The 12,983-nt window shown below is 71.6% G+C and carries 16 protein-coding genes; 5 read left to right on the top strand and 11 right to left on the bottom strand.

Features of this window, described 5'->3' with window-relative positions; all coding sequences use genetic code 11:
• The first annotated feature begins 19 nt into the window (after positions 1 to 19).
• Positions 20 to 1,258, top strand: coding sequence for an MFS transporter (locus BpN12_RS09855; RefSeq protein WP_246792314.1), 1,239 nt, complete (start codon positions 20 to 22; stop codon positions 1,256 to 1,258).
• Between the two features lie 56 nt (positions 1,259 to 1,314).
• Here the strand turns inward: BpN12_RS09855 and BpN12_RS09860 are convergent, their stop codons facing one another.
• From BpN12_RS09860 to BpN12_RS09880, 5 genes are all read right to left on the bottom strand, one after another.
• Complete coding sequence (locus BpN12_RS09860; protein ID WP_246792315.1) at positions 1,315 to 2,991, bottom strand: GTPase; 1,677 nt, start codon at positions 2,989 to 2,991, stop codon at positions 1,315 to 1,317.
• Entirely contained in the window at positions 2,988 to 4,244 is a 1,257-nt protein-coding gene (locus BpN12_RS09865) for a GTPase (protein WP_246792316.1), read from the bottom strand. The genes BpN12_RS09860 and BpN12_RS09865 overlap by 4 nt, the downstream gene beginning before the upstream one ends.
• A gap of 104 nt (positions 4,245 to 4,348) precedes the next feature.
• Positions 4,349 to 5,284, bottom strand: a complete 936-nt coding sequence (gene catA, locus BpN12_RS09870; RefSeq protein WP_246792317.1) for a catechol 1,2-dioxygenase — start codon at positions 5,282 to 5,284, stop codon at positions 4,349 to 4,351.
• A 43-nt stretch (positions 5,285 to 5,327) separates the two neighbouring features.
• Entirely contained in the window at positions 5,328 to 5,618 is a 291-nt protein-coding gene (catC, locus tag BpN12_RS09875; protein ID WP_246792319.1) for a muconolactone Delta-isomerase, read from the bottom strand.
• Between the two features lie 27 nt (positions 5,619 to 5,645).
• Positions 5,646 to 6,827: a muconate/chloromuconate family cycloisomerase gene (locus BpN12_RS09880; RefSeq protein WP_246792321.1), complete on the bottom strand. Its 1,182-nt coding sequence runs from the start codon at positions 6,825 to 6,827 to the stop codon at positions 5,646 to 5,648.
• 133 nt (positions 6,828 to 6,960) lie between these two features.
• On the opposite strand from BpN12_RS09880, the gene BpN12_RS09885 reads away from it, so the two are divergent.
• A complete protein-coding gene (locus BpN12_RS09885; RefSeq protein WP_246792322.1) occupies positions 6,961 to 7,842 on the top strand; it encodes a LysR family transcriptional regulator in 882 nt (293 codons plus the stop codon).
• A gap of 39 nt (positions 7,843 to 7,881) precedes the next feature.
• Here the strand turns inward: BpN12_RS09885 and BpN12_RS09890 are convergent, their stop codons facing one another.
• From BpN12_RS09890 to BpN12_RS09900, 3 genes are all read right to left on the bottom strand, one after another.
• Positions 7,882 to 8,127, bottom strand: coding sequence for a DUF2795 domain-containing protein (locus tag BpN12_RS09890; RefSeq protein ID WP_246792324.1), 246 nt, complete (start codon positions 8,125 to 8,127; stop codon positions 7,882 to 7,884).
• A 102-nt stretch (positions 8,128 to 8,229) separates the two neighbouring features.
• Positions 8,230 to 8,937, bottom strand: coding sequence for a succinate dehydrogenase/fumarate reductase iron-sulfur subunit (locus BpN12_RS09895; RefSeq protein ID WP_198257093.1), 708 nt, complete (start codon positions 8,935 to 8,937; stop codon positions 8,230 to 8,232).
• A 49-nt stretch (positions 8,938 to 8,986) separates the two neighbouring features.
• The gene (locus BpN12_RS09900; protein ID WP_246792326.1) at positions 8,987 to 9,229 is read right to left on the bottom strand and encodes a DUF6566 family protein; all 243 of its coding nucleotides are present in this window, start codon (positions 9,227 to 9,229) and stop codon (positions 8,987 to 8,989) included.
• 366 nt (positions 9,230 to 9,595) lie between these two features.
• Here BpN12_RS09900 and BpN12_RS09905 point away from each other — a divergent pair, with 366 nt between their 5' ends.
• The 3 genes from BpN12_RS09905 to BpN12_RS09915 all read left to right on the top strand — a co-directional run bounded on the left by BpN12_RS09905 (position 9,596) and on the right by BpN12_RS09915 (position 11,268).
• Positions 9,596 to 10,021, top strand: coding sequence for a CBS domain-containing protein (locus BpN12_RS09905; RefSeq protein WP_246792328.1), 426 nt, complete (start codon positions 9,596 to 9,598; stop codon positions 10,019 to 10,021).
• A 181-nt stretch (positions 10,022 to 10,202) separates the two neighbouring features.
• Complete coding sequence (locus BpN12_RS09910; protein ID WP_246792331.1) at positions 10,203 to 10,424, top strand: hypothetical protein; 222 nt, start codon at positions 10,203 to 10,205, stop codon at positions 10,422 to 10,424.
• A gap of 19 nt (positions 10,425 to 10,443) precedes the next feature.
• The gene (locus tag BpN12_RS09915; RefSeq protein ID WP_246792332.1) at positions 10,444 to 11,268 is read left to right on the top strand and encodes an MBL fold metallo-hydrolase; all 825 of its coding nucleotides are present in this window, start codon (positions 10,444 to 10,446) and stop codon (positions 11,266 to 11,268) included.
• A gap of 38 nt (positions 11,269 to 11,306) precedes the next feature.
• On the opposite strand, the gene BpN12_RS09920 is transcribed toward BpN12_RS09915, so the two are convergent.
• From BpN12_RS09920 to BpN12_RS09930, 3 genes are all read right to left on the bottom strand, one after another.
• Positions 11,307 to 11,546: a hypothetical protein gene (locus BpN12_RS09920; protein ID WP_246792333.1), complete on the bottom strand. Its 240-nt coding sequence runs from the start codon at positions 11,544 to 11,546 to the stop codon at positions 11,307 to 11,309.
• A gap of 208 nt (positions 11,547 to 11,754) precedes the next feature.
• Complete coding sequence (locus BpN12_RS09925; protein WP_246792334.1) at positions 11,755 to 12,303, bottom strand: DUF4142 domain-containing protein; 549 nt, start codon at positions 12,301 to 12,303, stop codon at positions 11,755 to 11,757.
• Positions 12,304 to 12,426: 123 nt separating this feature from the next.
• Positions 12,427 to 12,720: a hypothetical protein gene (locus BpN12_RS09930; protein ID WP_246792335.1), complete on the bottom strand. Its 294-nt coding sequence runs from the start codon at positions 12,718 to 12,720 to the stop codon at positions 12,427 to 12,429.
• Positions 12,721 to 12,983 lie beyond the last annotated feature (263 nt).

The raw sequence follows: 12,983 nt of genomic DNA on the forward strand, positions 1-12,983 counted from the left end.
TCACGAGGAGACCCGTTTCATGGCTTCATGGTTGAAACAACTGACGACATCGGAAAAGCGCACGTTCTGGGCCTGCTTCAGCGGCTGGGGGCTCGACGCGATGGACACGCAGATGTATGCGCTGACGATCCCGACCCTGATCGCGCTGTGGGGCATGACGCGCGGCCAGGCCGGCATCCTCGGCACCACGGTGCTGATCATGGCGTCGATCGGCGGCTGGATCGCCGGCATCCTGTCGGACCGCTACGGCCGCGTGCGCATCCTGCAGCTGACGATCGCGTGGTTCTCGCTGTTCACGTTCCTGTCGGCCTTCACCGATTCGTTCTGGCAGCTGCTCGTCACGCGCAGCCTGCAGGGCATCGGCTTCGGCGGCGAATGGGCGGTGGGCGCCGTACTGATCAGCGAGACCATCAACCCGCAGCTGCGCGGCCGCGTGGTGGGCGCGCTGCAGGCGGGCTGGGCGATCGGCTATGGCATCGCCGTGCTGCTCACCACGCTGCTGCTCAGCACGCTGGAGCCGAACCTCGCCTGGCGCGTGCTGTTCGCGCTCGGCGTGGTGCCGGCCGTGCTGGTGCTCTGGATCCGGCGCAACATCGAGGAGGCGCCGGTGTTCGTGCGCGAGCGCGGCGCGCCGGAAGCGGCCGCGCCGGTCGGCATCTGGGAAGTGTTCAACGGGCCGAGCCGGGCCACCACCGTCAAGGCGATCCTGCTGACGCTCGGCATCTACGGCGGCAACTACGTGATGATCACCTGGCTGCCCGCCTACCTGAAGCTGGTGCTGAACCTGTCGATCACCAACGTCGGCGGCTATCTGGCGATCAACATCCTCGGCTCGTTCGCGGGCGCGTTCCTGAACGGCTGGATGGCCGACGCGTTCGGCCGGCGCAAGACCTTCGTGATCATCGCGTGCCTGCAGGCGGTGGCCGTCAGCATCTACACGATGGCGCCGATCAACCTGGCCGCCACGCTGGTGCTCGGCTTCGTGCTCGGCACGCTGCAGTCGGGCACCGCGGCCGGCACCGGCGCCTACCTGGCCGAGCTGTTCCCCACCCGCATCCGCGGCGCGGCGCAGGGGCTGTGCGGCAACGCCGGGCGCGCGATCGGCGCGGTGATGCCGACGCTGGTCGGGCTCGTCAGCACGCGCACCGGGCTCGGCGCCGCGATGGGGCTGTGCGCCGGCAGCGCCTATGTGATCGTGGTGGTGGCGGCGCTGCTGCTGCCCGAGACGCGCGGACGCGATCTGGCGACGGTGGCGTGAGCCGGCGCGGCGGCGGGCGGATCCGACGCGCCGCCGGTTAGCCCATCGCTATCGCCCTATCGCCCGGCCGCGTGCGCCGCCGATAAGCCGGCCGCCGGCCGCGCCGGCGCCGCGCGCAACTCGCGCCCGAGCGCATCGAGCCGCCGCGCGCCCTGCTCGAGCACCTGCTCCAGCCGCCGCGCCCGTTCCAGCAGGCGCTCGAGCGCCTCGCGCGCCTGCCCGGCCGCGCGGTCGGCCGCGAGCGTCGCGCGTTCGAGCACGGCCTCGCGCAGCACCGTGTAGAGGCGCTGGTAATCGACCTCGACCCGTTCCCCCGCGCCGTCCACCACGCGCTCCTCGTAACCGGTGCCGTCGCGCAGTTCGATCCGCGCGCCGGACGCGTCCGGCGCGTCCGCCGTGCCGGGCACGATCGCGTAATCGCCGAACTGCGCCGGGATCGCGTCGAGCAGCGCGGCCTCGAGCGCCGCCGCCACCGAGCGGCACAGCGCCGGCACGTCGCGCGCCGCGGCATGGGCGTCGAGCGCGCGCGGCAGCGCCGGCAGCACGCGCCGCACGATCTCGCGCCGCAATTGCGCCTGCTGCGCGTCGAGCCGCCCGGCCGCCTCGTGCGCGAGCGTCGCGAGCCGCGCCAGCATCGGCCGCAGTTCGTCGCGCAACGCGCGCGACAGGTTCTCGTCCAGATGATGCAGCGCCACCTCGGCGTGCTTGCGGCGCTTGTAGGCCAGCGCCGGCCCGCTCATCGCATGCAGCGCCGCGTAGAGCCGTTCGAATCCCGCCGCGGCCAGCGCTTCGCCATCGGCTTCGCTGCCGACTTCACTCCCGGCCCCGTCCGTCGCCTCCGGTGCCGACGGCTCGCGCGCCATCCGCACCGACACCGACACGGGCGCGGCCAGCCGCGCCGCGTCCACGCCCAGCGCGGCGAGCTTGTCGGCCGCGCGCGCCGTTACGTCGGCCTCCTGCAGCGCGCGCCGCGCCGCGCTCTTGTTGGCGAGCTGCCTGACGAGCCGGCCGCCCCGTTCGTCTTCCTCGTATTCGTCGCTGCGCGTGAGCACGGGCAGCAGCGGCTTGCCGCGATGCAGTTCGAGGCCGAGATCGTCGAGTTCCTGCACCTGCCCCGGCGAGGCCGAGCTGGTCAGCCAGATCACGCCGTCCGCGCTCTCGATGAAGCGCCGCGTCAGCGCCGCGTTGTCGGGCGTCACGGAGTGCAGGCCGGGCGTGTCGAGCAGCACCAGCCGCGCGCCCAGATACACGCCCTGCAGCTGCGCGGTGGTTTCGGTCTCGCCCTCGCGAAAGCGTCCGGCGCCCGCCACGAGCCGGCCCGCCTCGACGCGGAAATACCGCACCGCCCTGCCGTGCGCGGCGAAGCGATCGGCCAGGAAATTGCAGAACGAACTCTTGCCGGCGTTGAACTTGCCGAACACGAGCAGCATCGCGCGATCCTCGAACTGCCCGGCCAGCGAGCGGGCCGCCTCGATCTGCATCCACGGCTGCGCGCAGGCCGGCACGGCGGCTTGCAGCGCCGCGTCGATCGCCGCGCCCTGCATGGCGAGCGCGCTGCCCTCATGCAACCCGTCGGCGCCGAGCCGCGCCTCGCGCAGGCTCGTCTCGCGGTCGGCCAGCCAGGCGTCGAACGCCTCGAACGCGTCGAACTGGCCGGACAGGTCGCGCGCGCCGAACTCGAGCCCGTCGGCCGCGTCGATGAAGCGCCGTTCCTCGTTCGCGCGGGCCGTCATGCGCCGGCCCGCCATGCGTCGAGCGCGGCCGCCGCCCGCGCCGTCGCGGCACGGGCCTGCTCGCGCCCGGCCAGTTCGCTCGCGAGCGCCACGCGCTCCGCCGACAGTTCGTAGTAGTGCGTGAAGTCGCGCTGCAATCGATCACGTCCGGCCGCCTCGCCGAACATCCGGCGCAGGTCCTTGCGGAATTTCACGGAGATCCCCATCACGGCGATCATCACCGAATGGATGCTGCTCGCCGCCTGCGCGCGCCCGGGCGGCAGCTCGGCCACGCCGTGCCCGGCGAGGAAGCCGTCGATCTCGATGCAGGCACGCGAATAGGCGATCTGGATCTGCCCGCGCTCGCGCTTGCCGGCGGTGCTGGCATAGGCATCGCGCGCCGTGTCGGGCACGCTCGCGTGATCGGTGCCGAGCGTGTCGAGCATCGCGCAAAGCTGCGCGCCGACCTTGTCGATCACGGCGCGCAGGCCGCGGTCGAAGCTGTCGCGCTGCTGCCGTTGCTGCTCGCGCAGCCGCGCCAGCGCCGCGTCCTGTTCGGCGCGCAGCGCGTCGAGCTGCGCGGCGATCTCGGCACGCAACCGCGTGGCCTCGTGGATCCGCGCGGCCGGCACGCATTCGAGCGCGGCGCGCAGCGCCGCCTGCAGCGCGGGAATCCCGCTGCGCTCGATCATCAGGCGCTTGCCGCCCTCCTGCCCCTTGCGATGCCGCGCCGACGACACCCACCACGGCTCGGCCGCCGGCACCTGCACGGCGATCGCGGCGGTCACCTGGGCGAGCGTGTCGTCGTCGGCCAGCTGGTCGATCTGCGACAGCACGAAGAAGGTCCGGCGCGCGGTGCGCGCGTCGTCGTCGAGCAGGGCCGCGAGCCACTGCCGCTCGCGCGCGTCGAGCTCGCCCTCCTTCGCGGCGTGGACGAACAGGCGGAGGTCAGCATGCAGCCGGACCGCGCGCAGCGCGTGGCGATCGTCGGCGCCGGCCACGTCGGCGTCGAGCCCCGGCGCATCGAGCCAGCGCACGCCGAGATGCCGGCCGTCCGCCAGCGCCACGGTCTCGCGCCGGTCGGAGACGGCGAACAGCGGCTTGCCGGCCAGCTCGTTGAGCAGGCTGCTCTTGCCGTGGTTGTATTTGCCGACGACCGTCACCACCGGCTCGCCGCCCTCGGCCAGCCGCGCGAGCCGCGCCAGGTCGTCGGCACGCGCGGGCAGCACGGCCAGCACGTCGCGCAGCGCGGCGTCGTGGATTTCAGTGGACACGCAGCTTCCTCCCCGGCGGACAACGATCGGTCGGCGGGCGGCGGCAGGATGCGCCGCCCGGCTGGGCACGGCCCGGACTCGGGCAGCGAAATCAAGCCATGGAATCAGGCCACGGCCGAGGCGCGCCGGCGCTGCACGATCTGGTTGTCGCGGCCGGCCACCCGCGCGGTCAGCACGATGTCGAACTCGATCGCCCGGTAGGCGTCGTCCTTCAGGCCGAGCGCCGCGCCGCCGGTCTTCTCGACCACCGGCGGGATCAGCGACTCGCGCGTGGCATAGGCGAAATCATCCCAGATCAGCGGATCGCCTTCGATGTTGAACTGCGTGGTCAGCTTGCGGTGCGCGTCGCTGGTCACGAAGAAGTGGATGTGCGCGGGCCGGTTGCCGTGGCGGCCGAGCCCGTTCAACAGCTGCTGGGTCGCGCCGTGCGGCGGGCAGCCGTAGCCGACCGGCATCAGCGTGCGGAATTCGTAGCGGCCGTCCGCGTCGGTGCGCACGGCGCCGCGAAGGTTGAACGCGGTCTGCGTGCCGGTCGGATCGAAATGCGAATAGAAGCCCTTCGAGTTGGCATGCCAGCACTCGATCACCGCGCCCGCCACCGGCCGCCCGTCCAGTCCCTTGATGGTGCCGTGGATCACGAGCGGGCCGGCGTCCTCGTCGGCGTCGAGGTCCATCTTCGCGACACCGTCCCGCACCGGCGTGCCCGCCACGTAGAGCGGCCCCTCGATGGTGCGCGGCGTGCCGCCCGCGATGCCGGCCTCGCGGTCCTCGGCGTCCATGCGGATGTCCAGGTACTTCTCGAGGCCGAGGCCCGCGGCCAGCAGCGGCGCCTCGCCGTCCTGGCCGAGCTTGTTGAGGTAGTTGATGCCGGCCCAGACTTCGTCGGGCGTGATGTCGAGTTCGTCGATGGCGCGGAACAGGTCGCCGAGCAGGCGGTGGACGATGCGCTTGAAGCGCGCGTCGCCGCCGTCGTCGTCGAGGTTCGCCGCGGCCCTGAGCAGGTCCTGCGCTTCCTGCGTCTGGAATACCTGAACGTTCATGGGATTGTCTCCGTGTTGGTATGGGGGTGGCGCGCCGGCGGCCTCAGATGTCGCCGTCGCGGACCGACGACGGGTGCCGGCACAGCGGCGTGACCGAGATCGTCAGGTAGGGGAACAGCGGCAGCGCGGTCAGGATCTCGTGCAGCTCGGCGTTGCTCTCGACGTCGAACACGCTGACGTTCGCGTACTCGCCGACGATGCGCCAGAGGTGGCGCCACTTGCCGCTGCGCTGCAGTTCCTGCGAATAGGCCTTCTCGCGCAGCTTGATCGCGTCGGCGACGTCGGCCGGCAACTCGGGCGGCAGCTTGACGTCCATGCGCACGTGGAAAAGCATCGTGGGGTTCCTTTCGATCGGTGGAAATCAGCGGGTCACGCGAATCAGCCCGTCGCGCGTGAAGCGGCGCAGCTTCGCCTCGTCGAGCGCGATGCCGAGGCCGGGCCCGTCGGGCACCGTCAGTTCGAAGTCGCGATAGTCGAGCGGCGTGGTGAGGATCTCTTCGGTGATCAGCAGCGGCCCGAACAGCTCGGTGCCCCATTGCAGGTTCGCGAAGCTCGCGAACAGATGCGCCGAGGCGATCGTGCCGACCGCGCCCTCCAGCATGGTGCCGCCGTAGAGCTCGATGCCAACCGCGTCGGCCACCGCCGCCACGCGCTGCGCCGCGAACAGGCCGCCGCTCTGCTCGATCTTCACGGCGAACACGTCGGCGCCGCGCTGCCGGGCGATCTCGAACGCGCTCTCCGGACCTTGCAGGATCTCGTCGGCCATCAGCGCGACCGGATAGCGGCGCATCAGGCGCGCCAGCGCGGCGGGCGAGGCCACCGGCTGCTCGACCAGCTCGCAGCCCGCCTCGGCCAGCGCGGGAATCGCGCGGGCCGCCTGGGTCTCGCTCCAGGCCATGTTGACGTCCACCCGCACCGTGCCGCGCCCGGCCAGCGCGCGGCTGATCTCGGCCACGTGACGCACGTCGGCCTCGACCGGCCTCGCGCCGATCTTCAGCTTGAAGACGCGGTGGCGGCGCGCCTCGATCATCCGCTCGGCCTCGTCGATGTCGCGCGCGGTGTCGCCCGAGGCGAGCGTCCAGGCCACCGGCAGCCGTTCGCGCCGGCGCCCGCCGAGCAGCTCGCTCACCGGCACGCCGAGCCGCTTGCCGTGCGCGTCGAGCAGCGCCGTCTCCAGCGCGCTCTTGGCGAAGTGGCTGACGCGCACCAGCTTGCCGAGATGCGCCATCAGCGCCTGCACGCGCGTGGCGTCGCGGCCGATCATGGCCGGCGCGAAATAGGCGTCGATCGCGAGCTTCATCGCCTCCGGGCTTTCCGGCCCGTAGGCCATGCCGGCGATGGTGGTGCCCTCGCCGATGCCGACCACGCCGTCGCTGCAGAATACCTTCACCAGCATCAGGGTTTGCCCGTGCATGGTGGCCACCGACAGCTTGTGCGGCCGGATCGTGGGCAGATCGACGAGCGAGGTTTCGACGCGTTCGACGGTGGCGCGGGACGGGGCGAAAGTGGTGGGAGCGGCGGAAACGGCGGGAGCGGAGTTCATGGCATCGATTTATACGGCGCGCGGCGGCGGCCCGTCCAACACCTTTTTTATCCCGCACGATACCTTTAAGATATCGTGCACCGCCTCCTCCCACCCTCCCCAACCCTCCGCCGCGCACGCCGCCCCGGCCGCCATGGATCTTCGCCAACTCCGTTATTTCGTCGCCGTCGCGCGCGAACGCAACTTCACGCGCGCCGCCGCGCAGCTGCACATCGCGCAGCCGCCGCTGAGCCGCCAGATCCAGCTGCTGGAGGAGGAGCTCGGCGTGCAGCTGGTGATTCGCGACAGCCGGCCGGTGCAGCTGACCGACGCGGGCCGGCTGCTGCACGAGCAGGCGATCCAGATCCTCGGACGCGTCGAGCAGACGCGCGAAGCCACGCGCCGCGTGGGCCTGCACCAGCGCGCCGTGCTGTCGATCGGCTTCGTGGCCTCGACGCTCTATGGCGGCCTGCCGGCGGTGCTGAAGATGCTGCGCGCGCGGGCGCCGGAACTCGAGATCCGGATGGTGGAACTGATGTCGATCGAGCAGCTCGACGCGCTGAAGGCGGGCCGCATCGATCTCGGCTTCGGGCGCGTGCGCCACAGCGATCCGGGCGTGGCCGGCATCGTGGTCCACGAGGAACGGCTCGCGGTGGCGGTGCCGAAATCCTCGCCGCTGGCCGGCACGGCTGAGCCGCTGCCGATCGGCCTGCTGGCCGGCCAACCGCTGATCGTCTATCCGAAGGAGCCGCGCCCCGGCTTCGCCGACCAGGTGCTCGACGCGCTGCACGGGCACGGCGTGGAGCCGGCCGAAGTCCATGAAGTGCGCGAGATCCAGACCGCGCTCGGGCTGGTGGCGGCCGAGTTCGGGGTCTGCCTGATCCCGGCCTCGGCCTGCCAGATGCGCCACGATCTCGTCTACCGGCTGGTCGACAGCGAGCGCGTGAGCTCCCCGGTGATCCTCAATTACCGGCTCAACGACCGCTCGCCGTACATCGCGCTAGTCCAGGCGCTGATCAGGGAAGTCTATCGATAGCGGGCGCCGGCGCCGCGCACGCCGCCGGCGCTCGCGCGGCTAGTGCAGCCTGCCGACCGCCTTCGACACGGCCGCCGGGGTGTCGTACTCGCCGTCGGGAATCTTCAGCAGCAGGTCGACCACCGCGTCGTCGGCGCTGCCGGCGCGCGCGTGCTTGACGAGGTCGGCCTTGACGGCGGGATAGTCGACGCCCTTGAGCGCCTTCTGGATGTCGATCGGGCTCGCGTGGCCGTCGTTCGATTCGGCGTGGCCGGCCTGACGCGGTTCGGAACGGGATGATGTCATGGTGAGCTCTCCTTCGATGACGGGTGGCCGCCCGCAACGGACGCCACCGGGACTGCGGTGCCGCGCAGGGCGCGGCGCGGCACCACCGGAAAAATGCGCCGCTCAGACGGTGCGGCGCGCCAGCATGGAGCGAATGTTTCCGATCGCCTGCGCCGGATTCAATCCCTTCGGGCACACGTTCGCGCAATTCATGATGGTGCGGCAGCGGAACAGCCGGTAGGGGTCCTCGAGGTCGTCGAGCCGCGACGCGGTGGCCTGGTCGCGCGAATCGACGATGAAGCGGTACGCCTGCAGCAACCCGGCCGGCCCGACGAACTTGTCGGGATTCCACCAGTACGACGGGCACTGCGTCGAGCAGCAGGCGCAGAGGATGCATTCGTAGAGCCCGTCGAGCTGGTCGCGCTCCTCGGGAGACTGCGCACGTTCGCGCTCGGGCGGTGGCGTGTCGTTGATCAGATACGGACGGATCGAGTGGTACTGATTGAAGAAGTCGGTCATGTCGACGATCAGGTCGCGCACCACCGGCAACCCCGGCAGCGGCCGCAGCGTGATCTCGGCCGGCATCTCGCGCATGTTGGTCAGGCACGCAAGACCGTTGCGGCCGTTGATGTTCATCGCGTCCGACCCGCAGATGCCCTCGCGGCATGAACGCCGGTACGCCAGCGTCTCGTCGAGCGCCTTCAGCCTGCCGAGCACGTCGAGCAGCATGCGGTCGCCGGCGTCCAGGTCGATCTCGTAGGTCTGCAGCCTCGGCCGCGCGTCGCGGTCGGGATCGTAGCGGTACACGTGCAGTACACGGTGGTCGCTCATTGCCGTGCCTCCCGGTCGTGAGGCCCGCACTGGCGTGGGCACGGGCCGCTCATTCGAATGCCTCGCCGTGGTCGACGAAATAGCGCCCGCGTTCGACGCCGTCGCGCACCGCCTCGGCCGCCGTCAGCCATTCGGGGCCGACCGGCTCCGGCATCGGGCAGTCGACCGGGCGGCCGTCGCGATACATCGCGATTTCGGGCACCCAGGCGCCGCGCGCGTTGCGTCTCGCGCCGACCTGGATTTCGTGGCCACGATAGAGATCGATGGTCGGGGGATGGGCCGGATGTTGCACGTTGCCTCCTCGTGTCGGGGAATGGTCGGAAACAGGTTGAATGCCGCGGGCGCCAGCGCGCCGGCGACCGCCACGTCATGCATCGACCATGCCCGGCCACGCTCCCTCATGCGGCAACCCGCGACGCGGCTCGCGGCATGCCCGCGCTGCAACGATTGAAAATCGGCACCGGCGCGGAGGTCGGCCCGCGCCGCCCCACCCCGTGCCGCCGCCTCGTGCCGTGGCACGGCGGGGCGTCCGCGGCCGTGGAACGGCCGATGCGCCATCGCCCACGGTGTCACCCGCGGTGCCGTCCCGCGCGCGGCTGCCAGCGCAGCCTGCCCGGGCCGCACCGTTCCGTTCCCTACTTTTGATCAGGAGCTGACCATGACTACCGTAGCCGACGTGATGACGCGCGACCCCGCCACCGTTGCACCCGACCAGACACTGCGCCACGCCGCGAGGCTGATGGACGAACTGAACGTAGGCGCGCTGCCCGTTTGCGACGGCACCCGCCTGATCGGCATGCTGACCGATCGCGACATCGTGGTGCGGGCGGTATCGGCCGGCGTCGGTCCCGACGAGCCGATCGAGGGCGTGGCGAGCGGCCCGGCCCTCTGGTGCCACGAAGCCGACGACCTCGACGCGGTGCGCAGCCGGATGGCAGACCGGCAGATCCGTCGCGTGCCGGTGGTGGACGCCGGGAAACGCCTCGTCGGCATCGTCGCGCTCGGCGACATCGCGACGTCCGCAGACGGCGGCGTGTCGTCGGCGCTCGGCGCGATCTCGTCGCCGTCCACGCCGCAGCGCTGACGCGCGCGACCGCGCCGGCACGGGCAGGTTTGACACGCGTTGCAGAATCCGCCGGTTCGCCGACCGGCCCGCGCGTGCCGGTCGTGGCACTGCGACGCGCGGCGCGAGGACCGCACGTTGCTCATGCAGCGTGACAGGCCGACAGGCAACCCAGCCACTCGTTGTGACAAGGAGAGCGAAGATGACACGTCAGACCGACACCACCACCACCGATGACACCGGCGACGCCGGAAACACCGGCAGCGCGACCGGCCGCGAACGCGCCGATCGCGCCGGGCAGCCGCAGCGCACCTTCGAAACCGACGTTTCGGAAACGGGACCGGACGGCACCACCGTGCGCCAGGCCGAGGTGCGCGAGGGCGACCTTGCCGAAGTCCCGCGCCCGCCCGCGCCGGGCCGTTGAGCGCAGCCGCGCGACCGCGATGGCGCCCGGCCTCTGCACGGCCTGCGGGACGCAGTACCGGGAACGGCCCGCGCGCTGCCTGATCTGCGAGGACGCACGGCAATTCGTGCCGCCCACCGGACAGGCCTGGACCACGCCCGAGGCGCTGGCGGCCACGCACGTCAACGGCTGGCGCCGGCTGCGGCCCGACCTGTTCGCGCTGCGCACCGAACCGGCGTTCGCGATCGGACAGCGCGCGCTGCTGCTGCGCACGCCGCACGGCAACCTGCTCTGGGATTGCCTGGCGTTGCTCGACGCGGCTACCGTCGATCTCGTCGCGGCGCTGGGCGGGCTCGCCGCGATCGCGATCTCGCACCCGCATTACTACACGGCCATGAACGAGTGGGCGCGCGCGTTCGGCTGCCCGGTCTGGCTGCACGAGGCCGACCGCGCCTGGGTGGCGCACGATGGCGGCGCCCTGCGCTATTGGCGCGGCGCGGCCTGCGAGCCGCTTCCCGGCATCACGTTGTTGCGGGTGGGGGGCCATTTCCCCGGCGGAACCGTGCTGCACTCGGCGGCCGGCAGCGGCACGCTGCTGTCGGGCGACGTGTTGCAGGTGGTGCCGGATCGGGCGCATGTTTCCTTCATGTATAGCTATCCGAACTATCTCCCGCTACCCGCCTCGGCCGTGGAACGCATCGTCGCCACGCTCGATCCGTTCGACTACGACAGTGTCTACGGCAGCTTCGCGAATGCCGAGATCACGAGCGGCGCGCGGCTCGCCGTGGCGCGTTCGGCCGAGCGCTACCGGGCGCTGCTGGACGGCCGCGCGCCGCCCGGCGCGAATGCGCCGGCGTCGCGCTGAGGCGGACGCGCCGCCGGCGCGGTGGCCCCTTTGGCGGCTCAGGCCGCCGGATCGGCACCGCCGCGCGGCTCGATCGTCTTCGGATCGTCGAGATGGCCCGGTGCCGGCTGGTAGGGCCCGCGGTCCGGCTCCGGCTTCTGCGGGATCATGGTGGCGTCCATGCTGCCGTGACTTTTCTGGCGGACCGTGCCGTTATCGTCGATCTCCACCTCGTCGCCATCGTCGCGGGGACGCTTGGCGGGGTCGGCCTGTTCTGCGCTGTCGTGTCGGGTCGTCATGGTGCTTCTCCGTGGTGAGGGGTGCCGTCGGGCACGCAAAGAAAGAATCCGTGGCGTGCGCAACCGGCGTGCCGGCGCTTCGCCGCGCGGCCGGCGGCCGGCTTCGAAGCGGTCTTGCCCGACCGCTTTCCGGCCGCGCCGGCATGCCGGCGCAGCACGCACGGCACGCGTTGCGGCGCGCAGGCAGCCACGCGCCGCGAGGCCGGCCTCACTGCGCCACGCCCTTTTTGGCCGCCAGCGCCTGCGCCATCTGGTAGTGATGCTCGATGATCGGCAGCGCCTGCTGCGCGGCCTGCTTCAGTTGCGGCACCTGGCCGTCGGAGGCTTCCTTCCGGAACGCCTCCACCGCGCTGCGGTGGCCCGCGAGCCCGACCTTCTCGATATAGGCACGGTCGAATTCCGCGCCACGCAGCGGCTTGAGCGAATCGAGCAGCGCGGTATCGGCGTTGTTCCTCGGCACCTGCACGCCCTGCGGCGCGGCCGCCTTCAACTGCACGGTCAGCTTCGTGTGGTCGGCCCGCATCCGGTGCGCGAACGACCTCACGTCCTTGTCGTGCGTATGCGTCACCGCGAGCTTGCCCGCGTCGATCTCGGTCGAGGACGACATGCTCGCGGCCTGTACGAACTGCCGGTCGGTATCGGGCAGCGGGTTCGCGGCGGTGATCGAGGCGGCCTCGGTCTGGGCGCGGGCCGGCAGGACCGGCGCGGCGCAGGCCGCCAGCATGGCGGCGGTCAGGGCGAAACGGACGAGTTTCATGAGCTTTTTTCTCCTTGTGAAGATTCATTGCGACGGACGCGCCGCAACGCGTGGCCGCAAAGCCGGGGGCGTGGTGCAGATGCCGGACCTGCCCGCGGCAAGCCGCCTGGATGCCGCCGGCGTTCATGCCACCGGCTTGCGCGATCCTCCCGGCAGGCAACCACCGGCGCCGGCCACCGCGTGCTCCGATGCGGACGACGCCACGATGCGCCGCATCGCGCGTGCCCGCCTGCCACGCACCAGCGGTGCCGCGCTCGTCGCCGGTGCCGCGACGAGCGTGCCGGCGACGCGCGCCGGCACGGTACCGGCGAGCCACGCGGCCGCCATCATCGTCGTCAGCAGCACGCCACGCCATTCGCGATGCGGCCCGGGCCGCCGGCCGCATCGCGAAGCCCACTGCGGGGGTCGTCGATCCATGGCAAGGACTCGTCATGCCGGCGCATCACGCGCAAGCAGTCGCCACGCCCAACGATGAAGGACGGCCCGCCGGCAGCCTCGCGCATCGCGCGCGTCCCTCGCGCCGACGCGGCTCGCCGGCCCCCGCACCGATGGAACGAACCGTGCTCGACAAGGGAGCCCGCACGCGTCGCGGCGGCGTCCCGCGATGCGACGGCGCCGCCGGCAGCGGCCACGAGGGCGAAGCAGCACTTCCCCACAATCGTTGTAAAAACCGACGTCGT

It is taken from the genome of Burkholderia perseverans (genome assembly GCF_022870505.1).
Taxonomy (GTDB): domain Bacteria; phylum Pseudomonadota; class Gammaproteobacteria; order Burkholderiales; family Burkholderiaceae; genus Burkholderia; species Burkholderia plantarii.